The sequence below is a fragment of the Xanthomonas sp. NCPPB 2922 genome, from assembly GCF_041520885.1.
In the GTDB taxonomy this organism is placed as follows: domain Bacteria; phylum Pseudomonadota; class Gammaproteobacteria; order Xanthomonadales; family Xanthomonadaceae; genus Xanthomonas; species Xanthomonas campestris.
This window is the reverse complement of the sequence record NZ_JBGOFY010000006.1, coordinates 21,310-45,936: the sequence shown is the minus strand read 5'-3', so window position 1 is coordinate 45,936 and position 24,627 is coordinate 21,310. Positions and strand designations below refer to the sequence as shown.

General features: G+C 66.1%; 21 protein-coding genes and 5 tRNA genes. 17 read left to right on the top strand and 9 right to left on the bottom strand.

All coding sequences use genetic code 11. The features are described 5' to 3' along the window. Positions 1-78 precede the first annotated feature (78 nt). From folC to ACD584_RS09190, 7 genes are all read left to right on the top strand, one after another. Positions 79-1,347: a bifunctional tetrahydrofolate synthase/dihydrofolate synthase gene (folC, locus tag ACD584_RS09220; RefSeq protein WP_076036299.1), complete on the top strand. Its 1,269-nt coding sequence runs from the start codon at positions 79-81 to the stop codon at positions 1,345-1,347. 67 nt (positions 1,348-1,414) lie between these two features. Next, a complete protein-coding gene (locus ACD584_RS09215; protein ID WP_076036298.1) occupies positions 1,415-2,482 on the top strand; it encodes an SPOR domain-containing protein in 1,068 nt (355 codons plus the stop codon). A 91-nt stretch (positions 2,483-2,573) separates the two neighbouring features. Further along, positions 2,574-3,320: a CvpA family protein gene (locus tag ACD584_RS09210; RefSeq protein ID WP_076037776.1), complete on the top strand. Its 747-nt coding sequence runs from the start codon at positions 2,574-2,576 to the stop codon at positions 3,318-3,320. Between the two features lie 30 nt (positions 3,321-3,350). Continuing rightward, the gene (gene purF, locus ACD584_RS09205) at positions 3,351-4,817 is read left to right on the top strand and encodes an amidophosphoribosyltransferase (protein WP_011036167.1); all 1,467 of its coding nucleotides are present in this window, start codon (positions 3,351-3,353) and stop codon (positions 4,815-4,817) included. Positions 4,818-4,896: 79 nt separating this feature from the next. Continuing rightward, entirely contained in the window at positions 4,897-5,697 is an 801-nt protein-coding gene (locus tag ACD584_RS09200) for a ferritin-like domain-containing protein (protein ID WP_175611567.1), read from the top strand. A gap of 594 nt (positions 5,698-6,291) precedes the next feature. After that, a complete protein-coding gene (locus ACD584_RS09195; RefSeq protein WP_076036296.1) occupies positions 6,292-7,545 on the top strand; it encodes a zinc-dependent metalloprotease in 1,254 nt (417 codons plus the stop codon). Between the two features lie 123 nt (positions 7,546-7,668). Then, a complete protein-coding gene (locus tag ACD584_RS09190; protein ID WP_070694466.1) occupies positions 7,669-8,097 on the top strand; it encodes a hypothetical protein in 429 nt (142 codons plus the stop codon). A gap of 102 nt (positions 8,098-8,199) precedes the next feature. On the opposite strand, the gene lpxH is transcribed toward ACD584_RS09190, so the two are convergent. From lpxH to ACD584_RS09150, 8 genes are all read right to left on the bottom strand, one after another. Next, on the bottom strand, positions 8,200-8,943 hold the full coding sequence (lpxH, locus tag ACD584_RS09185; protein ID WP_076036295.1) for a UDP-2,3-diacylglucosamine diphosphatase: 744 nt from the start codon (positions 8,941-8,943) through the stop codon (positions 8,200-8,202). A 111-nt stretch (positions 8,944-9,054) separates the two neighbouring features. Further along, positions 9,055-9,519 carry a phosphatase PAP2 family protein gene (locus ACD584_RS09180; RefSeq protein ID WP_372357283.1) on the bottom strand — a complete coding sequence of 155 codons (465 nt, stop codon included), beginning with the start codon at positions 9,517-9,519 and terminating at the stop codon, positions 9,055-9,057. Further along, positions 9,459-10,721, bottom strand: coding sequence for a glycosyltransferase family 4 protein (locus ACD584_RS09175; protein WP_372357282.1), 1,263 nt, complete (start codon positions 10,719-10,721; stop codon positions 9,459-9,461). Before ACD584_RS09175 ends, ACD584_RS09180 begins: the two co-directional genes overlap by 61 nt. Before the next feature lie 226 nt (positions 10,722-10,947). Beyond that, entirely contained in the window at positions 10,948-12,468 is a 1,521-nt protein-coding gene (gene ppx / locus ACD584_RS09170; protein ID WP_172666277.1) for an exopolyphosphatase, read from the bottom strand. Between the two features lie 63 nt (positions 12,469-12,531). Beyond that, a complete protein-coding gene (ppk1, locus tag ACD584_RS09165; RefSeq protein WP_011036175.1) occupies positions 12,532-14,634 on the bottom strand; it encodes a polyphosphate kinase 1 in 2,103 nt (700 codons plus the stop codon). 132 nt (positions 14,635-14,766) lie between these two features. Beyond that, positions 14,767-16,095 (bottom strand): phosphate regulon sensor histidine kinase PhoR, encoded by a 1,329-nt coding sequence (gene phoR / locus ACD584_RS09160; protein WP_014506859.1) that lies wholly within the window; start codon positions 16,093-16,095, stop codon positions 14,767-14,769. Between the two features lie 61 nt (positions 16,096-16,156). After that, positions 16,157-16,846, bottom strand: a complete 690-nt coding sequence (phoB, locus tag ACD584_RS09155; protein WP_011036177.1) for a phosphate regulon transcriptional regulator PhoB — start codon at positions 16,844-16,846, stop codon at positions 16,157-16,159. Between the two features lie 69 nt (positions 16,847-16,915). Next, entirely contained in the window at positions 16,916-18,562 is a 1,647-nt protein-coding gene (locus ACD584_RS09150) for a M48 family metalloprotease (protein WP_076036292.1), read from the bottom strand. A gap of 150 nt (positions 18,563-18,712) precedes the next feature. Between ACD584_RS09150 and grxC the strand changes: the two genes are divergently transcribed. The 3 genes from grxC (at position 18,713) to ACD584_RS09135 (ending at position 20,698) form a co-directional block, all read left to right on the top strand. Further along, positions 18,713-19,018 carry a glutaredoxin 3 gene (grxC, locus tag ACD584_RS09145; protein WP_014506861.1) on the top strand — a complete coding sequence of 102 codons (306 nt, stop codon included), beginning with the start codon at positions 18,713-18,715 and terminating at the stop codon, positions 19,016-19,018. Beyond that, the gene (locus ACD584_RS09140) at positions 19,015-19,410 is read left to right on the top strand and encodes a carboxymuconolactone decarboxylase family protein (RefSeq protein ID WP_011036180.1); all 396 of its coding nucleotides are present in this window, start codon (positions 19,015-19,017) and stop codon (positions 19,408-19,410) included. Before grxC ends, ACD584_RS09140 begins: the two co-directional genes overlap by 4 nt. A 280-nt stretch (positions 19,411-19,690) precedes the next feature. Next, complete coding sequence (locus ACD584_RS09135) at positions 19,691-20,698, top strand: isocitrate dehydrogenase (protein ID WP_011036181.1); 1,008 nt, start codon at positions 19,691-19,693, stop codon at positions 20,696-20,698. 141 nt (positions 20,699-20,839) lie between these two features. On the opposite strand, the gene ACD584_RS09130 is transcribed toward ACD584_RS09135, so the two are convergent. After that, positions 20,840-21,601 (bottom strand): Bax inhibitor-1/YccA family protein, encoded by a 762-nt coding sequence (locus ACD584_RS09130; RefSeq protein WP_011269974.1) that lies wholly within the window; start codon positions 21,599-21,601, stop codon positions 20,840-20,842. A gap of 162 nt (positions 21,602-21,763) precedes the next feature. Between ACD584_RS09130 and ACD584_RS09125 the strand changes: the two genes are divergently transcribed. From ACD584_RS09125 to clpP, 7 genes are all read left to right on the top strand, one after another. Further along, a tRNA-Pro gene (locus ACD584_RS09125) sits at positions 21,764-21,840 on the top strand. Positions 21,841-21,883: 43 nt separating this feature from the next. Next, a tRNA-Arg gene (locus tag ACD584_RS09120) sits at positions 21,884-21,960 on the top strand. A gap of 31 nt (positions 21,961-21,991) precedes the next feature. Next, positions 21,992-22,068, top strand: a tRNA-His gene (locus tag ACD584_RS09115). 83 nt (positions 22,069-22,151) lie between these two features. Next, positions 22,152-22,227, top strand: a tRNA-Lys gene (locus ACD584_RS09110). Positions 22,228-22,304: 77 nt separating this feature from the next. Beyond that, a tRNA-Leu gene (locus ACD584_RS09105) sits at positions 22,305-22,389 on the top strand. Between the two features lie 203 nt (positions 22,390-22,592). After that, positions 22,593-23,885: a trigger factor gene (gene tig / locus ACD584_RS09100; RefSeq protein ID WP_076036291.1), complete on the top strand. Its 1,293-nt coding sequence runs from the start codon at positions 22,593-22,595 to the stop codon at positions 23,883-23,885. A 94-nt stretch (positions 23,886-23,979) separates the two neighbouring features. Continuing rightward, positions 23,980-24,606 (top strand): ATP-dependent Clp endopeptidase proteolytic subunit ClpP, encoded by a 627-nt coding sequence (clpP, locus tag ACD584_RS09095; protein WP_002806026.1) that lies wholly within the window; start codon positions 23,980-23,982, stop codon positions 24,604-24,606. Positions 24,607-24,627 lie beyond the last annotated feature (21 nt).

Genomic DNA, 24,627 nt, shown 5'->3' with positions numbered 1-24,627 from the left:
ATGAAAAGCTGCTGCTGGTAGTCCAGGGCCCGGGCAACCGCGATAATGCGCGCTGCCCGCAAGACCTCAGGTAGCACAGTGACCACCCCCAACACACTCTCCGACTGGCTTGCCTACATCGAGCAACAGCATCCCAGCGTCATCGCCATGGGCCTGGAACGTGTGCGCGAAGTTGCTACGCGTCTGCAGATCGCAGCGCCGGCCGCGCACGTGATCGTGGTCGGCGGGACCAACGGCAAGGGCTCCACGGTGGCCTTCATCGAAGCGATCGGGCGCGCAGCCGGCTGGAAGGTGGGCGCCTACACTTCGCCGCATCTGCTGCGCTACAACGAGCGCGTGCGTATCGACGGGGTCGAGGCGAGCGATGCGCAATTGGTGGCCGCGTTCGCTGCGGTGGAGGCGGCGCGCGGGGACACCGCGTTGACCTATTTCGAGTTCGGCACGCTGGCCGCGCTGTGGCTGTTGCAGCAGTCCGCGCTAGAGTTGGCGGTGCTGGAAATCGGCCTGGGCGGGCGTCTGGATGCGGTCAACATCATCGATGCCGATGTGGCGGTGATCACCACCGTGGACATCGACCATACCGATTGGCTGGGCGAGGACCGCGAGGCGATTGGTGCGGAAAAGGCCGGCATCATCCGCGGCTGGAAGCCGGTGGTGCTGGGCGAAATCGACCCGCCATCCAGTGTGTTGGGGCGCGCCTACCAATTGGGCGCCAACGCCATCCGCGCCGGCAGCGATTATTTCCATGAGCCCATCGATGCGCAGCACTGGCGTTGGCGCGATGTTGCGCAGACCCTGGAGCTGCCGATGCCAGCCCTGCAGGCGCCGGTGCAGCTGGCCAATGCAGCGGCGGCGATCGCCGCATTGCAGGCGTTGCCGGTCGAGGTGCCTGCAACCGCCTGGGCCCAGGGTGTGGCCGCCGCTCAGCTGCCTGGCCGCCTGCAGCGGGTCGCGCGCGATGGGGTGGAGCTGATGCTGGATGTCGGCCACAACCCGCAGGCCGCGCGTGCCCTGGCCCAGGCGCTGGGCACCGCCACGCCGGCCGGCACCACCGTTGCGCTGTATGCGGCGCTGGCGGACAAGGATGTGCGCGGTGTGGTCGAGGCGTTGACCGGGTGTGTGGACCAATGGGCACTGGCCGGGCTGGAGGGCGCGCGTGGGCAGTCGGCCGAGGCCTTGCGCGCCCGCCTGCAGGGCACCGCCGCCGCACAGGCGGCCTGCCATGGCGATGTGGCCGGTGCGCTGCATGCGGTGCTGGCGGAGGCGCAGCCAGGCGACCGCGTGCTGGTGTTCGGCTCCTTCCACACCGTGGCCGATGCGTTGCAGGCACTTCATTCAGGCCATTGAGGTCGGTTGCCGGGCGCCGGCCTTATAATCGCCGCGGCACCCCGCCACGCCGCCTCTTGTCTCTTCCGTGGATACTGTTCTGAAACAGCGACTGATTGGCGCCATCGTTCTGGTGGCGCTCGCCGTGATCTTCCTGCCGATGCTGGTCAAGGGCCCTGCGCCCTCCAGCGGCGTGGCTGATGTTCCGCTCGACGCGCCTGCCGCACCCGGCACTGGCGAGTTCGAAACCCGCGAATTGCCGCTGGTCACGCCCGGTGCCACACCGGCCGGCGGCGCGCTCGGCATGCGGGGCGCTGCCACCGCACCGGCCGCAGTGCAGGACAACCCCGATGCGGCCGATCTGGCCGCCCCGTCGAGCACGCCGTCCGCACCGGAGGTGGCTGCGGGTAATTACGCGGTCAACTTCGGCGCCTACGCCAGCAGTGCCGACGCCGATGCAGTGATCGCGCGGCTCAAGCAGGCGCAGTTGCCGGGCTTCAGCGAAAAGACCCAGATCAATGGTCGCCCTGCCTGGCGCGTGCGGGTGGGCCCGTATGCCGAGCAGGCGCAGGCCGAAGCGGCCCGTCTGCAGGCGGTCAAGGTGCGCAGCGACGTCAACGCGCAGGTGGTGACGCTGGATGCCGGTGCCAATGCGCCTGCACCGGTGACCGCTCCCACCCCGAGCACCGCTGCGCCCAAGCCGGCCGGCAGCACCACCGCGGCGGCCGCCACGGCACCGACCAAGACCGAGAGCCTGCCGCCGGAGCCGGACAAGCCGGTCGCCGCAGTGCCCAAGCCGGCCGAGGCACCCAGGCCTGCGCCGGCCAAGCCGGAAGCGCCCAAGCCCGAACCCAGCAAGCCCGAGCCGGCCAAGCCGGTCGCGGCAGCGCCGACCGCGCCGGCCGCGCCGGCCGCCAGTGGGGTTGGGTTTGCGGTCCAGCTGGGCGCCTTCGGCCGTGCCGAAGACGCCAATGCGCTGCGCGACCGCGTGCGTGCCGCCGGATTCAGCGCGTTCGTGGAACAGGTGCGCACCGACAAGGGCGCGCTCAACCGCGTGCGCGTCGGGCCGGTGGCCAACCGTGGCGATGCCGAGCAATTGCGTGCCCAGGTGGCGGCCAAGGTCGGCATCTCCGGCATGGTGCGTCCACATCCTTGATTCTCGATAGCCTCACACCCATGGAGGGGAGGGCGATGATGACTGCATCCTGCCAGGCAAGCGGCGCGCACCCCGCGTCACGAGGTTGGCCATGATCGACATGGTGTTGGGCGTCATCATCCTGGTGTCGGCGCTGTTGGGTCTGCTGCGTGGATTTGTGGCGATCGTGGTCGGCACGCTGTCGTGGCTGCTGGCCGGCTGGGCCACGTTCCTGTTCGGCGGCCCGGCCGCGCGCTGGCTGGCCGATGGCAAGCACCCCTCGGCCACCGAGTCGTTCGGTGGCTACGCCATGGTGTTCGTGGGCGTACTGATCAGCGTGGCGGTGATCGGCATGGTGATCCGCGCCGGCGTGGACGCGGTCAAGCTCGGTGGGACCGACCGCATGCTCGGGTTCGGTCTGGGCGTGGTGCGCGGGGCGTTCCTGGCTTGCGTGCTGGTGCTGCTGATGGGCTTCACGCCGCTGCCGCGCGAACCGGCCTGGCGGCAATCGGTCCTGCTGCCGGTGCTGTCGCCGGGCGCTGGCTGGATGCGCGCGCAACTGCCGGCCTGGCGAATGCCCTCGATGGAGCTTCCATCGATGGAACTCGGCAACGTGTCAGCGGAGTTGGGGAAGTTGCCTTCGGCAGGCGATAATACGGACCTGGGCAAGGCGCTCTCCGGGTCTGGCCTGAGCGACACGATCAACAAGGCGCTCGGCAAACCCGGCACAGCTGCCAGCGACGGACGCGATCCGACGCAGGCAATGCCGGCCAATATCGATCCGGCGCAGGTTCGCGGCGGAGAAAGCGACCCGGCTCGGGTCGAGTCCCAAGGCCAGGCACGGCCACCTTCACAGTAACGGCGCAAGCCGAAGCGGAGAACGCGCACCATGTGTGGCATCGTCGGTATTGTCGGCAACCAGAACGTCGCCGGGCAGCTCTATGACGGCCTGACCGTCCTGCAGCATCGCGGGCAGGATGCCGCGGGCATCGCCACGGCCGATGGCACGCGGTTGCGCGTGCAAAAAGCCAACGGCCTGGTCCGCGACGTCTTCGACGAAAAGAAGATGGCGGTGCTGGAAGGCCGCGTCGGCATCGCGCACTGCCGCTACCCGACCGCCGGCTCGGAAGGCATGGACGAAGCACAGCCGTTCTACGTCAATTCGCCGTACGGCATCGCGTTGGCGCACAACGGCAACCTGATCAACACCGAGGCCTTGCGCCAGCAGGTGTTCGAGGCCGACCGCCGCAATATCAACACCGATTCGGACAGCGAAGTGCTGTTGAACGTGTTCGCCTACGAGCTGGACGCGCAACGCATGCTCACTCCCGAAGCGGCGATCCGCGCGGTGGCCGGCGTGCACCGCCGCTGCAAGGGCGGCTACGCGGTGGTCAGCGTGGTGCTGGGCCTGGGGCTGGTGGCGTTCCGCGACCCGCATGGCATTCGTCCGCTGGTACTGGGCAAGCGCGAACACGCCGAAGGCACCGAATACATCGTGTCGTCCGAATCGGCGGCCTTGGACATCCTCGGCTACCAGCGCGTGCGCGACGTGCGCCCGGGCGAAGCGCTGGTGATCACTGCGCGTGGCGAGCTGTTCTCCGAAATCTGTGCCGCGCCGACCGACCATGCGCCGTGCATCTTCGAGTACGTGTATTTCGCGCGTCCCGATTCGATGATCGACAACATCTCGGTGCACAAGGCGCGCATGCGTATGGGCCTGAAGCTGGGCGAGAAGATCCTGCGCCTGCGCCCGGACCATGACATCGACACCATCATTCCGATCCCGGACACCTCGCGCGATGTGGCGCTGGAGATGTCCAACGTGCTCGGCGTGAAGTACCGCGAAGGCTTCGTCAAAAACCGTTACGTGGGCCGCACCTTCATCATGCCGGGGCAGGGCGAACGGCAGAAATCGGTACGCCGCAAGCTCAACCCGATCCATCTGGAATTCCGCAACCGCGTGGTGCTGCTGGTCGACGATTCGATCGTGCGCGGCACCACCAGCCGGCAGATCGTGCAGATGGCGCGCGACGCCGGTGCACGCAAGGTCTATCTGGCCTCGGCCGCGCCGCCGGTGCGCTACCCGAACATTTACGGCATCGACATGCCGGCGGCCGAAGAACTGATTGCGCATGGCCGCAGCGAGCAGGAAATCCAGGAATTCCTGGGCTGCGACTGGCTGATCTACCAGGATCTGGAAGACCTGGAAGTGGCGGTGCGCGAAGGCAATCCGGACATCAAGCAGTTCGACTCGTCGTGCTTCAACGGCGAGTACATCACCGGTATCGAGCCAGGGTATTTCGAGCGCATCCAGCAGCTGCGTTCGGACGATGCCAAGAAGCGCCGGCGCGCCTGATCACTCAGGGCGCTGTGACGCGGCAGTGTGAGTGCGCGCGCCGCAGCCAGTGCAAGGTTGCGCGCCGCAGGGAGTGACGATGGATCTGTTGCAAGCCGCGCACGCCTGCCTGCAGGCGTGTGATCCGGTCGAAAAGGTCGCGCTGACCCAGCAGTACGCCGCAGCGTTTCGCGCGGGCAGCTTGCCGCTGCCGGCCCAGGCCGCTGCGCCTGAACCCATTTGTATGCCGGGCCGCCCGCCGCGCCCGTTGCTGGTCCATCCGCGCGAGCTGCCACGGCGCGGCCTGGGCACGCCGGAGGGACGTGCAGCCTTCATCCATGCCATTGCGCACATCGAGCTCAACGCCATCGATCTGGCCTGGGATGCGGTGTACCGGTTCCGTGGTGTGCCGGACGGGTTCTATGCCGACTGGGTGGCGGTGGCCGATGACGAGTCGCGTCACTTCATGTTGCTGCGCGAACGGTTGCACGCGCACGGCCACGACTACGGCGATTTTGCCGCGCACAACGGGCTGTGGGAGATGTGCGAGAAAACCGCGCACGACGGCCTGGCACGCATGGCGCTGGTGCCGCGGGTGCTGGAAGCGCGCGGGCTGGATGTCACGCCGGCCATGATCCACAAACTGCGCTCGCTGGGCGATACCGCCACTGCGCAGGTGCTGGAGATCATCCTGCGCGAAGAAGTGGCGCACGTCGCCGCGGGTTCGCGTTGGTATCGCTGGTATTGCGAGCAGGCCGGCATCGAGCCGCGCGCGCGCTTCAAGGAACTGTTGCGCGACTACGCCGGCGGCTACCTGCACGGCCCGTTCAATATCGAAGCGCGTCTGCTGGCCGGCTTCGATGAAGACGAATTGGCGAGCCTGGTGGAGCAGGCTGGCTGAGGCCCGCGCGGTGGTCAGCTTGGAGAACCATTGGTTTGCATCCTTCCGCGCAGGCCGACAAGCAGCGCGTTGCCGACGCTGCTTGTCGTGCGTGCAGTGAAGCACGCTATTTGATTAGGGTGCTTCGATGAGCGCTTTGTCGGTTGGCCAGCGTGTGCGCCCAAGCAACATCATCCGACGGAAAGCAGGCTCTGTAAGCCAGCATGCTCCTGGATCCCGACAATCTGCATGCGGTGCAGCACCAAGGCCGTGCCGGTCACTCCCTTCACGCGTGTCCCAACGTTGCTTGGACGTCCGCGTGCGTGAGCACTGCCAACCCAAACGAGGCCTCATCAAGTCCCAAGAGCAGTCATCGCCAACCTCGCAGCACCGGGTCAAGACCTAGTGGAAGACGTCGCCGTCCACCGGACTGTGCACTCCGTCGCGCCACACCGGTGCTGGAATCGCATCCAGTCAACGTCAAACATCACAGAACGGTAATTTTCTGTTGTAACAACTTGCATTCCATCCTGATCGGCGCGCCCTAATGGCGTCCCGGGGACAGGGGCCCGGTGTTTCACATCCCGTTGCTTCCATGTCTAGGAGAGAGAGACGATGAAGTCGAAGTCGATGTGCACCACGGTCGGTCTGATCGCCATGTGTCTGGCTGGCTCGGCGGCAGCAGCAGGCAAGCCGCTGTACCAGACCGGCCCGGCATTGAGCCGCAGCGCTGCAGCCACCGCCACGGCAGAACCCTCGTTACAGCGCGTACTGAGCTCGCCATCCACCGCAAACGCACAGGTGGTGCAGATCGATGCGGGCGCGGTGGCGCCGGCGGAAAAACTGCTCGAGCTGCAGCTGGATGGCCAGACCATCACCGCCACCCAGGCCAAGGTCGACGCGTTGGAAGGTGGCGACAGCATCTGGTACGGCAATCTCGGCCCGCGTGCCGGCACCCGTGCACGCACCTTGTCCGGCGTGGACCCGCTCAACTCGGCGATCCTGGTGCGGAGCGGCGACACCGTCACCGGCACCATCCGCTACGCCGGCAAGCTCTATCGCCTGCGGCCGCTTGCCGATGGCCGCCATGTGCTGGTGCAGGTGGACGAGCAGCGCATGCCGCAGGAGCATCCGGCCGAATACAGCCTGCTGCCCAAGTTCGACATGCCCAGCGACGGCCGCGTGACTGCTGCACAGGCTTCGTCCGGCAGCCCGGCCACCATCCGCGTGCTGGTGGTGGCCACCAACCAGGCGGTGACTGCGTACGGCGGCAACATGCAGTCGCTGGTGCAACTGGCGGTGGCCGAGGCCAACCAGGGCTACGTCAACAGCAATGTGGGCATCACCTTGCAGCTGGCGCGCTATGAAACCACCAGCTATGCGGAAACCGGTAACTTCACCACCGATCTGCAGCGCTTCCGCGTCACCAACGACGGCTACATGGACAGCATCCACACCAGCCGCAACACCTATACCGCCGATGTGGGCGTGATCGTGTTGAACAACAGCAGCTACTGCGGCCTGGCGTCGGGTATCGGCTCCACCGCGGCCACGGCGTTTGCATCGGTGTACTGGAACTGCGCCACCGGCTACTACAGTTTTGCGCATGAAATCGGCCACCTGCAGAGTGCACGTCACGATGCGGCCACCGACCCGAGCACCTCGCCGTTTGCGTATGGCCACGGCTACCGCTACGGCAACAGCTGGCGCACCATCATGGCCTACGCCTGTCCCAGCGGCTGCCCGCGTCTGAACTACTGGTCCAATCCCAACATCAGCTACAACGGCGTGCCCATGGGCAACGCCAGCACCGCGGACAACCAACGCGTGTTGGTAAACACCAAGGCCAACATCGCCGCGTTCCGCTGATCACTGCCCAGCCTGCCCGGCACCACGCGTGCCGGGCAGTGCCGCTATATCCGCGCACGCCGATCGCGCAGACTAGGCACACCGCCGGTGGTTGCCGGCCATGTGATGTCCAGCGGAGCGATCATGTCCAAGTCCCTGACCTGCAGCGTGTTGTGCCTGGCCGTGCTGGCGGTTGCCGGCTGTCGTCAGCAACCTGCCGAGCCTGCCGCATCCCCGGCCAAACCTGCAGTCACCACCCCCGCAGCTGCGGCCAGCGCGGGCAACGCAGCGGAAGAACGCGCGCTGCAACGCCTGCAAACACAACTGCAGCGCGACCGTTTTTATCCTGATGACTGCATCAGCATCATGACCGAGCAGGACGACCAAACATCTGCATTGGGTGCCTTCGAATTCGCCGTGCACGAACGCCACGGCGATGGCTGCCCGGGCGATCCGCAGACCAGTCCGGTGCGCGACCGCTTCCGCGTGCAGGCCGATGGCCGCCTGCTCTGGTACGACGTGGTCAACGGGGATTTTGTCGACTACGCCGAGCATCAGCGCAGCACGCAGTGATGCGGCGCCGATCAGCAGCGCAGACGTATTGAAGCCCACTGCGCAGCGTGCAGGCACCGCGGCCACCGCGCCATGCCTTCGCCGTCGCACGGACGCGCTAGATCACAGCGTCAGCTGTTCCAGCGCCAGGCCGTCGGCGTCCACGCGCAACACCGAGCCTTGTTCGTACCAATCGCCCAGCACCACGCGTGTGCAGGTGCGGCCACCGGCCTGCACGGTGTGGATGGCCGGGCGGTGGGTGTGGCCGTGGATGATGCGGTCCAGGCCGTAGCGCACGAAGGTGGCGTCCACCTCGGCCGGCGCCACGTCGGTGACGGTTTCGAACTGTGCCTGGTCGCCTTGCTTGAGCTCTGACTGGCGCGCCTGGCTGGCGGCGCGTGCCTGCTGTGCGAACGCCACGCGTGCGGCCAGCGGCTGCGACAGGAACTGTGCCTGGAAAGCCGGGTCGCGCGTTTGCGCGCGGAAGGCCTGGTAAGCAGTGTCGTCGGTGCACAGCAGGTCGCCGTGCATCAGCAGCGTCGGCTGCCCGTACAGATCGATGACGGTGGGGTCGGGCAGGATGCGGAAGCCGGCGCGTTGCGCGTAGGCGGCACCGACCAGGAAGTCGCGATTGCCGGGCATGAAGAACACCGGCACACCGGTGGCGGCCACCGCGTGCAAGGCCTCGGCCACCGCATCCGCGGCGGTCGACGGGGTGTCGTCGCCGATCCACGCCTCGAACAGATCGCCAAGGATGTAGAGCGCGTCGCTGCCGGGTACCTGCGTGCGCAGGAAATCCAGGAACAGCTCGGTGATCGCCGGCCGGGCCGGGTCCAGATGCAGGTCGGAGATGAACAGGGTCGTCATCGCGCCATTGTACGGGAGCGTCCCGGATGCATCAGCGCCTCACGCATCGCTGGCTGCGGGTCTGACGATGCTTGCATGCGGTGTGGTGTTCCCTGATCGGGAAGGCGCGCATCAGACGAACAAGGCGGGAACCGGCAACCACCACAACGAGAGACTGGCCAGCGCAATGCCGATCGCGGTGGCGGCGAGTACGTCGCTGGGATAGTGCAGCCCAAGCACCACACGCGAGAGCGCCACGCCGGCAGAGAACGGCACCAGCAGCGGGGCCAGCCAGGGGTAATAGGCCAGCCCGACGATGCTGAAGGACACCGCGTGCAGGGTGTGCCCGGAGGGAAAGCTGAATTCATCCAGAGGCGCCACCCAGGCGCGGATGCGCACATCCGCCGCATACGGACGCGGCCGGCGCGTCCAGCGTTTGAGAGTCTTGTAGAGGGTCAGCGCCAGCACGCCGGTGGCGGCCATATGCGCAGAGGCGCGCACACCGTCCATTCCGTCCAGCAGCACCAGCAGGCCCATCAGGCTGTACCAGAACACCCCGTCGCCCAGCCGGCTGATCGCCGCGAAGCTGCGCCGCACCGGGTGCCGGCGGCACCAGTGGTTGGCCCGCCGGCACCAGCGCGCTTCGTGACCGTGCAGGAGTTCAAGCCGCGTCGACGACATACCGCCCCCCGTGCCGCCGTGATCCCCAGCAGCAGTGCTTCGAAATCGGACACCACGTTTTCCGGGTGCAGTTTCTTCATCGCCTGCGCGGCGGCATGGCCCATGCGTTGGCGCACGTCGTCGTTTTCGGTCAGTGTCAATGCGGCCTGCACGAATGCAGCGTCGTCCTCCACTGCAGCGCCGGTCTGGCCATTGCGCAGGTATTCGCGCGCCGCACCGTAATCGAAGGCCACCGTCGCCACGCCGCTGGCCATCGCTTCCAACGTGACGTTACCGAAGGTCTCGCTGCGGCTGGGAAACAGGAACAGATCGCCGCTGGCGAAGTGCCGCGCCAGCGCGTCGCCGCGCTGGATGCCGCAAAAGATGAAGTCCGGATTCTCGTGAGCGATCTTCTCGCGCGCCGGGCCATCGCCCACCCACACAAAGCGCGCTTTCGGGCGGAGCTGCTGCAGCTTGCGAAACGCGCGAATCGCCAGTGGCAGGTTTTTCTCGTTGGCAATCCGGCCTACGTAGATCGCTGCAAAGCCTTCGCCCTCGATCCCCCATTCGGCGCGCAACGCGGGGTCGCGGCGGGACGGATCGAACTGCAGGCTGTCCACCGCACGCGCCAGCAACTGCACCCGCTCGAAACCGCTGCCGCGCAGGAACTGCTGCAGCTCGCGGGTGGGAACCAGCGTGGCTTCGGCCTGGTTGTGGAAGCGCCGCATCCAGCGCAGCGCGGTGCCTTGCAGCCAGGCCGCGCCGTAATCGGGCAGGTATTCGTCGAAGCGGGTGTGGAAGCCGGTGGCGACCGGAATGCCAAGCCGCCGCGCCGCGCGCATGGCCGACCATCCCAACGGGCCTTCCGTGGCCACGTAGATCGCATCCGGTTGCGTGGTTGCCCAATGTCGGGTGAGCCGCCGGGTGGCCGGCAGCCCGAACTTCAGCCCGGGGTAGCGTGGCAGCGACGCGCCACGCACCAGCACGGTGTCGGCCGGTGCGTTGTCGGCCGCTTGCCGCGGGCGCACCACATCGACCTGGTGGCCGCGCGCACGCAGACCGGTTTCCAGGCCATGCACGGTGAGCGCAACGCCGTTGACTTCGGGTGGATAGGTTTCGGTAACGATCGCGTAGCGCATGGTCGTTCTCCCGTTTGATCTAGCTTCCGGGAACGCGATGGCAGCGGTATTGCGCGAAGAAGTCGCGGGGGTGACAGCGGTTGGGAATTGGGAATGGGGAATCGGGAATCGTAAAAGCGTGGTGCTGTGGCGCTTAACGCAACTGCGATGGGAACGCCGGCGTCCCACAGCCGATAATTCCCAATTCCCGATTCCCCATTCCCGCCAGAGGCCAACGGCCGCTGGCCTACGTAACAAACGGCCGGAACATGATGCCCAGACCCGCCATCCCTTCCACTTCGCCGATCAGGTCGGCGCGCAGCAACGGGCGCGAGTCGATCCAGGCCTGCGACAGGATCAGCGACAGCCGGTTGTCGTCGGCGGTGAGTTCCAGGGTCGGGATCGGATCGGTTTCGTGGGCGCGGTGCAGCAGCACGGCCAACCGCAGCAGCGCGGCCTTGCGCCGGGTTGGCAGCAGCAGGCGGTCGGGCAACGCGTCGAAGGCGGTCTTGGGCACATTGCGGCGATGCGTGCGCACCAGCGCGGCCAGCACCTGCTGTTCCTGCCGCGAGAACCCGGCGATATCCGAGTGTTCCAGGATGTAGCTGCCGTGCACGTGGTACTGGCTGTGCGCGATCATCAGGCCCAGCTCGTGCAGGCGTGCGGCACGGCGCAGCACTTGGGCGTCGTCGCCATCGAGCTGCCAGGATTCGCACACCTGGTCGAACAGGCGACACGCAGTGGCTTCCACGCGCCGTGCCTGCGCCTCGTCGATGCCATAGCGCTGCACCAACGACGCCACCGAACTGTCGCGCGGGTCGTTCTCGCCGCCGCGGCCGAGCATGTCGTACAGGATGCCTTCGCGCATCGCCGCCTTGCTGACCATCAGCTTCTCCAGGCCCAGCGCCTGGAAGGCCGCTTCGAGCACCAGGATGCCGCCGGCGATGATCGGCCGCCGCTCGGCCGCCAGGCCGGGCAGTTGGATGTCCTCGATGCGCTTGGCCTTGAGCAACTCATCGCGCAGCGCCGGCAGCGCCTCGGCGGTGATCGCGCCCTTGGTGAGTTTCATCGCCGCGCACATTTCGCCGATGGCCTTGTGCGTACCGGACGAGCCAATCGCTTCATGCCAGCCCAGCGCCTTGTATTGGCCAGCGAACTGCTGGAACTCGGCGCCGATCTCGGTCAGCGCGTCTTTCCACTTTTTCTTGGAGAGCTTTCCGCCAGGAAAGAACCGCCGTGTACTGGCAATACAGCCGGCCTGCAGGCTTTCGCGTTCCAGCGTCTGGAAGCCGCGGCCGATGATGAACTCCGTGGAGCCACCGCCGATGTCGATCACTAGCCGGCGTTGATCGGGCTTGGGTGGTTGCGCATGCGCCACGCCCAGATAGATCAGGCGCGCTTCCTCCCGCCCGCTGACCACTTCGATGGCATGGCCCAGCGCAGTTTCGGCCGGCATCAGGAACGCCTGCGGCGAGCGCAGCTGGCGCACGGTGTTGGTGGCCAGCGCGCGCACGCGCAGCGATGGCACTTCGCGGATGCGTTGGCCGAAGCGTGCCAGGCACTCGAGCGCGCGCTGGCGCGCCTCGTTGGAAATGCCGCCCTTGCCATCCAGGCCGTCGGCCATGCGCACGGTTTCGCGCAGGCGGTCGACAACGCGCAACTGACCCATCAGGTAGCGCGCAATGACCATGTGGAAACTGTTGGATCCTAAGTCGATGGCGGCGAGAAAATCGCCATCGCGCAGGGGCGGGATCGTGGGGGAGGGCATTGGCATGGCCGCATGGTAGCCGATGGGCCGCCAGCCCCGTGAGAGGCGGCGGCCCGTCTGGCCTCAGACCCGATCGAGCAAGGTCATCTGGGCCGAATGCGCCGGCTCGCCAGGCCCGGGCGTGCGCTTGTGATAGATGCCTTCGGCATCCAGCTCCCACGCGTTGACGTTGTCGTCCAGGTAGTTCTGCAGCACTTCGCGGTACACGCGCTTGGCCAGGTCCGGATCCAGGATCGGGAAGCAGGTCTCCACCCGGCGCAGCAGATTGCGCTCCAGCCAGTCGGCGCTGGCGCAATACAACTCCGCCGCGCCGTCGTTGCCGAACCAGTACACGCGGCTATGTTCCAGAAAACGCCCCACGATCGAGCGCACGCGGATGTTGTCCGACACGCCCGGCACGCCCGGGCGCAAGGTGCAGGCCCCACGCACGATCAGGTCGATCTGCACGCCCGCCTGCGAGGCCGTGTACAACGCGCGCACCACCTGCGGTTCGTTGAGCGCGTTCATCTTGGCGATGATGCGCCCGGGCCGGCCGTTGCGCGCCAGCCGCGTCTCGCGTTCGATCCGCTGCAGCACGCCGGTATGCAGGGTGAAGGGCGACTGCAGCAGTTGTTCCAGCTTCATGCGCGGCGCCAGGCCGGAGAGCTGCTGGAACAGCATGTGCACATCGTTGCCGATCTCCACATCGGCGGTGATCAGGCTCAGGTCGGTGTACAGGCGCGCGGTGCCGCTGTGGTAGTTGCCGGTGCCCAGATGCACGTAGCGTTTGAGCTTGCGTCCTTCGCGGCGCACGATCAGCAGCATCTTGGCGTGGGTCTTGTAACCGACCACGCCGTAGACCACCTGCACGCCGGCTTCCTGCAACTTGTCGGCCAGGCCCAGGTTGGCTTCTTCGTCGAAGCGCGCGCGCAGCTCCACCACCACGGTGACGTCCTTGCCGTTGCGCGCGGCCAGGATCAATGCATCTACAATCAGCGAATCCTTGCCTGTGCGGTACAGCGTCTGCTTGATCGCCAGCACGTTCGGGTCGACCGCCGCCTGGCGGATCACGTCCAGCACCGCAGTGAATGCATCGAAGGGATGATGCAGCAGCACATCGCCCTTGTTGACGATCTCGAAGATGCCCACGTTGTCGCGCAGGGTGCGCGGATTGAACGCCGGGTACTTGAGCTCGGGCCGTTGCACCAGGTCGTAGACCTGGGTCACGCGGCTCAGGTTCACTGGACCGGCAATGCGATACACCGCGTTTTCGTTGAGGCCGAAATTCTGCAGCAGGGTGCGCATGATCGCCGGCGGGCAATCGTGCGCAATCTCCAGCCGCACCGCCGGCCGGTAGCCGCGCGTGACCAGTTCGTCGCGCAACGCCAGCGCCAGGTTTTCCACTTCTTCTTCGTCTACCACCAGCTCGGAATTGCGGGTGACGCGGAATTGGTAGGAGCCCTTGACCTGCATGCCGGGGAACAGTTCATCCACGAACTCCGACAGCACCGAGGACAGGAACACGAAGCTCTGCTCGCCGTCCGGCGACAGGCTGGCCGGCAGCTGGATGATGCGCGGCAGCGAGCGCGGCGCGCGCACGATCGCCAGATGACCGGCGCGCCCGAACGCGTCCTGGCCTTCGAGCACTACCACGATGTTCAAGGTCTTGTTGAGGATCTTCGGGAACGGATGCGCCGGGTCCAGGCCCAGCGGCGACAGCACCGGCATGATCTCGTTGCGGAAGTAGGCGCGCAGCCAGCGTTTCTGGCGCGAATTCCAGGTGGTGCGGCTCAGCACCGCAACCCCGGCCTGTTCCATCGCCGGGCGCAGCACGTCGTTCCACACGTGGTACTGCTGATCCACCAGCTTGGCGGCGCGGTCGTGCACCGCGTTGAGGATGGCGGTGGGGCTCATGCCATCGGGTGCGGGCGGCAGGCCGAACTCCTGCGCATGCCGCACGGTGGCCGCGCGGATCTCGAAGAACTCGTCCAGGTTGGTGCAGGAGATGCACAAAAAGCGCAGCCGCTCCAGCAGCGGAACCTGTTCGTCCAGCGCCTGCGCCAGCACGCGGAAATTGAAATCCAGCTGCGACAGTTCCCGGTTGAGATACAGCGCCGGGTCACGCAGCGGATCGCTGCCGATGTCCTCGGAAGGTGCGGGGTCTTTGGAGTGCTTGGCGTGGCCCATGGAGTCGGTCTTCGAGGCGGTCATCAAGGTAAGGCAGGCGGCGGCGATGCGGTGCGCGCCATGCGCAACATGCGCCACATCCAGCGCTGCGTCGGTGCAGTGCGCAGCGCCGTGGCGCGCGCATCCTTCATATCACGCCGAGCGTGACAAGGGCAGGGACTGTTCGCGTTGCACAACACGTGCCGCACCGAAATGGCACGAGAATTCGCTGCCGCGTCCCACTTCGCTTTCGATATCCAGGCGCGCCTGGTGCAGGCCCAGAATGTGTTTGACGATCGACAGACCCAGCCCGGTGCCGCCGCTCTCGCGCGAGCGGCTGCTGGACACACGATAGAAACGTTCGGTGATGCGCGGCAGGTGCGAGGCGGGAATGCCGTAGCCGGTGTCGCGCACTGCCAGTGCCGCGCCATCGCCCTCGCGCACGAAGCGAATCGTCACCGTGCCACCGCCGGGCGTGTAGCGCACCGCGTTGGTCACCAGATTGGAAAACGCGCTGTGCAGTTCTTTATTGGAACCGAGCAGATCCACGCCGGCTTCATCGAACACTTCCACGGTGTGGCGGCCCTGGCTGTGCGCTTCGGCTTCGCGGCGCAGCGTGGACAGCATCGGTGCCATCGCCACGTGTTCCTCGCCGAGTTCTTCCTGCGATTCCAGGCGCGATAGCGTCAGCAGATCTTCCACCAGCTGCGCCATGCGCTGCGATTGCTTGCGCATCTCCGCCAGCATCGGGCCCGAATCCGGAAAGTCTTCCGGGTCGAGCATGTCCAGATAGCCGTGCACCACGGTGAGCGGGGTGCGCAGTTCGTGCGAGACGTTGGCCACGAAGTCGCGGCGCACCTGTTCCAGCCGCAGCAGCTTGCTGACGTCGCGCGCCACCAACAGCCAGTAGTCGTCCGAATACGGGATCAGCCGCAGGTTGAGGCGCAGGTCCGGGTCCACCGGCGAGGCGGCATCGAGCATCGGCTCGGCATTGCGCCCGGCTGCCAGCCAGTGGGCCAATGGCAACGGCTGCAGGCGCTCCACCACCGACACGCCCATATCGCCGGGATGATGCAGGCCGAGCAGGCCGGCGGCGGCCTTGTTGAACCACTGCACCCGCTGGCTGTTGCGGTCCACCACCACCACCGCATCGGGCAGTGCCTGTGCGGCGGCGCGGTAGGTGCGCAACATGTCGATCAGGCGACGCTTGCGTGCGCGCATTTCGGCCTGGCTGCGATACAGTAGCCGGTCGAGTTCGTTCCAGGCGCCCACACCGGCGGCCGGTTCGGCACGCTGGCGCGCGGTCAGGCGGCGCAGCACCTGGCGCAACCGCCAGTAGTGCCAGGCCAGCACGCTCAGCGCCGTGAGCGTCAGCGCCATCCAGACATGCCCGATCAGCACGCCGGCCAGCACGGCAGCGCCCAACAACAGCGCAAGGGTGCCGAGCGTCTTCAGCCAGGCGGAACGGATATGTTGGGGCATGGAAGGCGTTACCACGGAACGTCAGGTAGGCATGCGACCGGGCCGGCCTGCGCGGCCGGCATCAGGTGGCCGAAGAGAAACGGTAGCCCGATCCGCGCACGGTCTGCACCATGTTTTCCAGGCCGAACGGTTCCAGCGTCTTGCGCAGGCGACGGATGTGCACATCGATCGTGCGCTCTTCCACATACACACTGCCGCCCCACACATGGTCCAGCAGCTGGGTGCGGGTGTAGACGCGCTCAGGATGGGTCATGAAGAAGTGCAGCAGCCGGTATTCGGTCGGGCCGATCGGCACCGGCGCATCGCCGGCGAACACGCGGTGCGCGGCACCGTCGATGCGCAGGCGGCCCACGGCCACGCTGCCGTCTTCGTCGTCCTCACGGGTGCGCCGCATGACCGCACGGATGCGTGCCAGCAATTCGCGGGCCGAGAACGGCTTGACCACGTAATCGTCGACGCCGGCCTCCAGGCCGCCGACGCGATCGTTCTCTTCGCCGCGCGCGGTCAGCATGATGATCGGGATCTCGCGGGTCAGCGATTCCTTGCGCCAGCGCCGCGCCAGGTCCAGGCCGCTGGTGCCGGGCAGCATCCAGTCGAGCAGGATGAGATCGGGAACGCGGTCGGCGATGGCGGTCTGCGCCTCGCGGGCGTCACCGGCGTGGATGGGCTCGAACTCGCCTTTGCGCAGTGCGAACGCGACCATGTCGCGGATTGCGGGTTCGTCATCGACGATCAGGATGCGTTTCTGCACGCGGGGCTTACCGTCTGGCTTCGGATGGTCGCCAGTAGACTACGGTTTTGTGACTCTCATGTGACACCCCTAGCGCTGTGACAGGTCGGGGTCGCGAATTCCTTGCCGGCGCAGCTCCAGCACGGTGGGCGTGATCGCGGCAATGCGCGCATCCACGCGGGCCCGTGTCACATAATCGAGATCCTTCTTTTTCAGCGCTTCCAGCTGGATCAGCGCCTGTTCCGCGCGCCCATTGAGGTAGGCCGACTCCGCATACGCCTCGCTGGCGCGCACATGGTCGCCGGACAGCTCGCAGGCGCGCGCATAGGTCTGCTGCAGCAGCGGATCCTCGCCACTGCGGTACAGCAGCGGCTCCAGCACCTGACGCGCGCGCTGGCCGGCCTCCTTGCTGGCCTGCTCGTTGAGCGCGCCGGCGTAGGTCAGCACCACTGCGCGGTTGTTGGGCAGCCGCTTCAGCAGCGCATCGAAGCGCGCGTTGGCCTGTTCGCGCGGGCCCACGCGTGCCTGTGCCTCGCTCAGGCCCAGCGCCAGCCACAGGTTGTCCGGATGCGCCTCAAGCAGGCTGGTCAGTTCGGCCACCGGCTCGGCCGGACGGCTGCCACTGTTGCGCAGCCGCGCCAGCGCCAGCCCGTAGCGCTGCGCGTCGGTGAGTCCCTGCTTGGCGCTGCGACGCAGGTTCTCGTATTCGCGAATGGCGCTATCGGGCGTGCTGGCGCTGAGCACGCGCAGGCGTTCCTTGGCCCAGTCGAAGCCCTGCTGGTCGCTGCTGCGGCTCAATGCATCCACCGGCAGGCGCAGCGCATACGGCAGCAACGCATTGCCGTTGCGGCTCAGCGGCTCGGACAGCGACGGGTCGGACGGGTCCACGCGCTCCTGGCGCGTGCCGCCCGGCACCGAGGTGGTCAGCACCACGGTGTTCTTCTTCATCTGCTCCGCGCGCGCCTTCGCCTCGCTGATGCGGGTGGTGGTCACCGGGTGGGTCTGCAGGAAGTCCGGCGCGCTGTAGCCGCCCTCGTTGGCGCGCATCGCCACCGACATGCGCTCGAAAAAGCCGGCCATCGCGTCCACGTCGTAGCCGCTGCGCACCAGCGTGCGGATGCCTAGCCGGTCGGCTTCGGACTCGTTGGAGCGGGTGTAGTCGATCTGGCGCTGCTGCATCAGCCCCATGGCACTTGTGATCGTGGCCATGGTGGCGTCGCCGCTGGAATTGCCGCCGGCCTGTTGCGCAGCCACCACGGCGGCCAGCATGCCGAGCAGGATCGGGATCTGGTCGCGCTGGGCGCGTTCCACCCCGCGCAGCACGTGCTGCTGCGTGACGTGGGCGATTTCATGCGACAGCACCGCCGCCACTTCGTCCTCGCGCTCGGCGGTCAGCACCAGGCCGGCATTGACGGCGATATAGCCGCCCAGCGTGGCGAAGGCGTTGATCTGGCGGTCGCGCAGCATGAAAAACGTAAACGGCTGCTGCGGCTGGTCGCTGTTGGCGCCCAGCCGCGTGCCCATGGTCTGCAGCCAGTCGGTGACCAGCGGGTCGTCCAGTACGTAGTCGTAGTTGCGCAGCTCGGCCAGCATCATCTTGCCGTACTCGGCCTGCCGCGCCGGGGTCAGCAGCTCGCCGGCCGACGAGCCGATGTCGGGCAGGCGATTCTCCTGCGCGGGCGCCACGCCCATGGCGATGGCCAACGTGAGGGCGGTGGCGAGCGGTGGCAGGCGCAAGAGGAACTCCCAGGTGGTGCGCGGAGCATGCGGGCAGCGCGGCGCGTTGGCGTGAATCGGCAGTTAATCCACAGTGTTGCGGTGACGACCTCGAAATTCCAGTCGCCCGTTACCATATGTCAGACCACAGACCCAACCACGGAGTTTCCCGTGAGCCAAGACCACACCGGGCAGCAGGCGGCCACCGGTCCGCAGATCACCCTGTATTCCACCGCAATTTGCCCGTACTGCGTGGCGGCCAAGAACTTCCTCAAGAGCAAGGGCCAGACCTGGACCGAGGTACGGATCGACCTGGACCCGGCCGAGCGCGACAAGATGGTCGCCCTGGCCAAGCGCACCAGCGTGCCGCAGATCTTCGTTGGCGACATCCATGTGGGTGGCTACGACGACATGATGGCCATGCACCGCGCCGGCAAGCTCGAACCGCTGTTCGCCGCCGCAGGCGGTCAGGCATGAGTGGTTCCGACGACGGCAGCGCCGATCGCCTGCGCGAGTTCACCGACTTCCGCCAGCGCATGAACCAGCGCATCCTGGCCGAGCCCAATCAGGTCGTGCGGCGCTTCTTTGCGCTGGACACCCAGACCTACCAGGCCGGCGCGCTGGACGTGAAGACCAAGGAGCTGCTGGGCCTGGTCGCCTCCATGGTGCTGCGCTGCGACGACTGCATCAGCTACCACGTCGCGCAGTGCAAGGAGGCCGGTGTCACCCGCGAAGAGTTCTTCGAAACCTTCTCGGTGGGGCTGGTGGTGGGCGGTTCGATCGTCATCCCGCACCTGCGCCGCGCGGTGGACTTCCTCGACCAGCTCGAAGGCGGTGCACCCGCGCCGGCCGAACACAGCCACGGCTGATCAGCGTCGCCCCGCACGCCCAACGCGCCGTCCTGTGAGGCGCGTGTTGCGTTTTTGGGGCGCGTGCCAAAATCGTGGGAGGCCTGCCGCGTCGCCGGGCCGCTTTCGCTGTGCAGCCGCGCTCCTGCGCGACAGCCCCACGCCACACCCGGCTCTTAGACCAAGGTCGGTTTGGGCGCCTTCACCGGCATCGGGCATAATTGCCGGTGAAACCTCCTTGCGCCGGTGAGCCGGGCTTCCGGCTGGCGCTCCCCCCCTTCAAGTTCGGAAACCCAACGTTATGACGCAGACAATCACGGTCATCCGCGGCGACGGTATTGGCCCGGAGATCATGGATGCCACGCTGTTCGTGCTCGACGCGCTGCAAGCTGGCCTGACCTACGAGTACGCCGATGCCGGCCTGGTCGCGCTGGAAAAGCACGGCGATCTGCTGCCTGAGTCCACCCTGGCCTCGATCACCAAGAACAAGGTGGCGCTGAAGAGCCCGCTGACCACGCCGGTCGGTGAGGGTTTCAGCTCGATCAACGTCGCCATGCGTCGCAAGTTCGACCTGTACGCCAACGTGCGTCCGGCCAAGTCGTTCCCCAATACCAAGTCGCGTTTCGCCGATGGCGTGGACCTGATCACGGTGCGTGAGAACACCGAAGGCGCCTACCTGAGCGAAGGCCAGGAAGTCTCGGCCGACGGCGAAGTGGCCGTTTCCGGCGCCCGCGTCACCCGCAAGGGCTCCGAGCGCATCGTGCGCTACGCCTTCGACCTGGCGCGCGCCACCGGCCGCAAGAAGGTCACCGCGGTGCACAAGGCCAACATCATCAAGTCGACCTCGGGCCTGTTCCTGAAAGTCGCCCGCGATGTCGCCACGCAGTACCCGGAAATCGAATTCCAGGAAATGATCGTCGACAACACCTGCATGCAGCTGGTGATGCGTCCGGAGCAGTTCGACATCATCGTGACCACCAACCTGTTCGGCGACATCATCTCCGACCTGTGTGCCGGTCTGGTCGGCGGCCTGGGCCTGGCTCCGGGCGCCAACATCGGTGTGGACGCGGCGATCTTCGAAGCCGTGCACGGCTCGGCGCCGGATATCGCAGGGCAGGGCAAGGCCAACCCGTGCGCGCTGCTGCTGGGCGCGGCACAGATGCTGGACCACATCGGCCAGCCGCAGAACGCCGAACGCCTGCGCGAAGCGATCGTCGCCACGCTGGAAGCCAAGGACTCGCTGACCCCCGACCTGGGTGGCACCGGCAACACCATGGGCTTTGCCAAGGCCATCGCCAGCCGCCTCTGAGCGCGCGGGTAGATCGCACAAAAAGAAAGTGCGCCGACGGCGCCCTTTCTTTTTGGAAGTGGGTTGCTTGAAGCCAGTGTCAAGCCATCAGACCAAGGGATCGCTGTTGCGATTCCCCAATCCCGATTCCCAATTCCCGCCTCAGTTGCGCGACTGCAATTTCGACAGCAGGCGCAGGAACTCGATGTACAGCCACACCAGCGTCACCATCAGGCCGAACGCGCCGTACCACTCCATGTGCTTGGGCGCACCGTGCTCCACGCCGCTTTCGATGAAGTCGAAGTCCAGCACCAGGTTCAGTGCCGCCACCACCACCACGAACAGGCTGAAGCCGATACCGATCAGGCCCGAGTCGTGGATGAAAGGGATGCGCACGCCGAACAGGCCCAGCACGATCGTCGCCAGGTACACCAGCGCGATACCGCCGGTCGCCGCGACCACGCCCAGCTTGAAGTTCTCGGTGGCCTTGATCAAGCCGCTGCGATAGGCGAATAGCAGCGCAAACATGGTGCCGAAGGTCAGCAGCACGGCCTGGAACACGATGCCGTTGAAGCGTGCCTCGTACACGGCGGAAATCGAACCGAGGAAGAAGCCTTCCACCAGCGCATACAGCGGCGCGGTGACCGGTGCCCAGGTCGGCTTGAACGAGGTCGCCAGTGCGAACACCAGCCCGCCGATGGCACCGGCGATCATGTACAGCTTGGCGGCCGGCAGCGGCATGCCGTCGGCACCCACTGACTGCGACCATGCAAACGCGGCGGTCACTACCGCCATCAACAACAACAGGCCGGTCTTGTTGACGGTGCCGTTGAGGGTCATTGCCTGACCGTCGCGGGTGACCACCGAGCCGGAGCCGAGGTCGAGGAACGTGGATTCCCGAAGGGCAGGGTTGCCGCTACGCATGATGTTCTCCATGAAGGTTGTGCCCGCCGAGCCGGCGTGCGAGGTGAATGACTGCAGGCGTCAGGATACCGGATGATCGATTTTGCGCGTGGTGATTGACAGCAGCGTCAATCGTTCCCAAAATAGCCGAGCTTTCGAGCCTTCGGGATTGAAAGGTCCCGCCGGGGTATAGCGCAGTCTGGTAGCGCGCCTGCTTTGGGAGCAGGATGTCGGGGGTTCGAATCCCTCTACCCCGACCACTCTGAGCTCTTTGGCGGCGTGGGAATGCGAAGTTCGGTCCGGGCGCCCGTAGCTCAACCGGATAGAGCACCGGCCTTCTAAGCCGGCGGTTACAGGTTCGAGTCCTGTCGGGCGCGCCATCGGCGGTGCGGTAGGAAGTAGGTTTCAGTGGTGGCTGTAGCTCAGCTGGTTAGAGTACTGGATTGTGATTCCAGATGTCGGGGGTTCGAGTCCCCTCAGCCACCCCACTGATTGCAGGAAAGTTAGACCCGATGCATCGCGGGGTGTTGCAACGAAGCAAAAACGCACATACAATGTGCGACCAGTTTCAGGGCCGTTAGCTCAGTTGGTAGAGCAGTTGACTCTTAATCAATAGGTCCAAGGTTCGAATCCTTGACGGCCCACCAATTAAAAGGCATCCGCAGTGCGGGTGCCTTTTTCTTTGCAGGCATCCCTGCAACAATGCACCTGCACGTGCAGCCTCGCGAAAGTGGCGGAATTGGTAGACGCACCAGATTTAGGTTCTGACGCCGCAAGGCGTGGGGGTTCGAGTCCCCCCTTTCGCACCAGTGCAGCGCGGCCGTGAATGTTCCGGTCGTTTTACGCGCCCCGCGGCAGGCGTATCCCCGCAGCGCAGCCCGTTCTTCGCATGCCGCTGGCAGCGGCCGCCGTTATCGGCGAAACTACAAGGCTCGGCGGCTTTCTCGCCATCCGTCAACCCGTCTCTTCCATCTCGTGCCGACGCCGTGTGCTGTCGGTGGCAGGAGTCAACATGCAAGCATCGATCGAATCCACCGGCAATCTGGAACGCCGTCTGACCTTCACCCTGCCGCAGGAGCGCCTGGAGACGCATGTTGGTGGTCGCCTGCGCGAACTGGCGCGGACCACGCGCATCAAGGGCTTCCGGCCCGGCAAGGTGCCGACCAAGGTCATCGAGCAGCGCTTCGGTCAGCAGGTGCGTGCCGAGGCGATGGAAGGCCTGTTGCGTGAGACCTTCGATTCGGCGGTGCGCGAGCACTCGCTGCGTCTGGCCGGCAACCCGCGCATCGACCAGGGCGAGAGCGATTTCGATTTCGTCGCCACCTTCGAAGTGGTGCCGGATTTCGGCGACATCGACGTGACCAACCTGTCGGTGGTGCGTCACACCGCTGAAGTCACCGATGCCGACATCGACCAGATGATCGAGAACCTGCGTCTGCAGCGCCGCACCTGGAACCCGGTCGAGCGCGGCGCGCAGGTCGGTGATCTGGTCTCGCTGGAGACCTGGTCGCAGGCCGGCGACGAGCGTCTGCCCGCCGAAGGCGTGGAGACCGGCAGCAGCGTGCTGGGCTCGGGCGTGATGTTCGACCAGATCGAAAAGGGCCTGGAAGGCCTGTCCAAGGGCGATGACAAGACCCTGAGCATCGATTTCCCGGCGGACTGGCGCGTGCCGCAGCTGGCTGGCAAAACCGTGCAGGTGCACGTCAAGGCGGTCGAGGTGTCCGAGCCGGTGCTGCCGGAAGTCAACAAGGAGTTCATCAAGAGCTTCGGCGTGAAGAGTGGCGATGCCGAGCAGTTCCGCGCCGACATCCGCACCAATCTGGAGCGCGAGCTCAAGGGTGCGTTGATGAACCGTCTGCGCCGTGAAGTGGGCGAGCAGCTGATCGCCGCCTACGCGCATGTGGAAATGCCGCCGCGTCTGGTCGAAAACGAAGCACGTTCGATGCTGGCGCAACAGGTCGACCAGATGCGTCGCAGCGGCCGCAACCCGGGCGAGATCCCGGCCGATGCGCACCAGGGATTCATGGATGCCGCTGCCAAGCGCGTGCTGGTAGGCCTGCTGGTGGGCGAAGTCGCACGTCGCAACGAGCTGCGCCTGGAATCCAAGCGTGTCAGCGAAACGCTGCGTCTGATCGCCTCGACCTACGAAGAGCCGGAACAGGTCATTGAGATGTACCGCAACGACCCCCAACTGATGAGTGGGCTGCAGAGCCGTGTGATGGAGGAGCAGGTGATCGACTGGATCGCCGAGCGCGCCAAGCACACCGAGCAGTCGCTTTCGTTCCAGGACGCGATTCGCGTTTAACGCGACCGCGTGGTACGAGCCCGCACCCGGTTCGCTAGGGTGCGGATCTCACACACGGGCATCGGCACAGGCCGCTGCCACAACAGGAAGACTGATGAGCATTGTGACTAAAGCCCTGAACCTGGTGCCCATGGTGGTCGAGCAGACCAGCCGTGGCGAGCGTGCGTATGACATCTACTCGCGTCTGCTGAAGGAGCGTCTGATCTTCCTGGTCGGTCCGATCGACGACCATATGGCCAACGTGATCGTGGCGCAGCTGCTGTTCCTGGAAGCGGACAACCCGGAAAAGGACATCAGCATCTACATCAATTCGCCCGGTGGCGTGGTCACCGCCGGCATGGCGATCTACGACACCATGCAGTACATCAAGCCGGACGTGAGCACGATCTGCGTGGGCCAGGCGGCCTCGATGGGCGCGCTGCTGCTGGCATCCGGTGCGGCCGGCAAGCGCTATGCGCTGCCGAATTCGCGCGTGATGATCCATCAGCCGCTGGGCGGCTTCCAGGGCCAGGCGACCGATATCGACATTCATGCGCGCGAGATCCTGACCTTGCGTTCGCGCTTGAACGAGATCCTCGCCAAGCACACCGGCCAGTCGCTGGAGACCATCGCGCGCGACACCGAGCGCGACAACTTCAAGAGCGCGGTCGATGCGCAGGCTTATGGCCTGGTGGATCAGGTGCTGGAACGTCGTCCGGAAGAGTCGATCCAGCCGTCTTGAGTCGCAGACGCCTGAAATTGC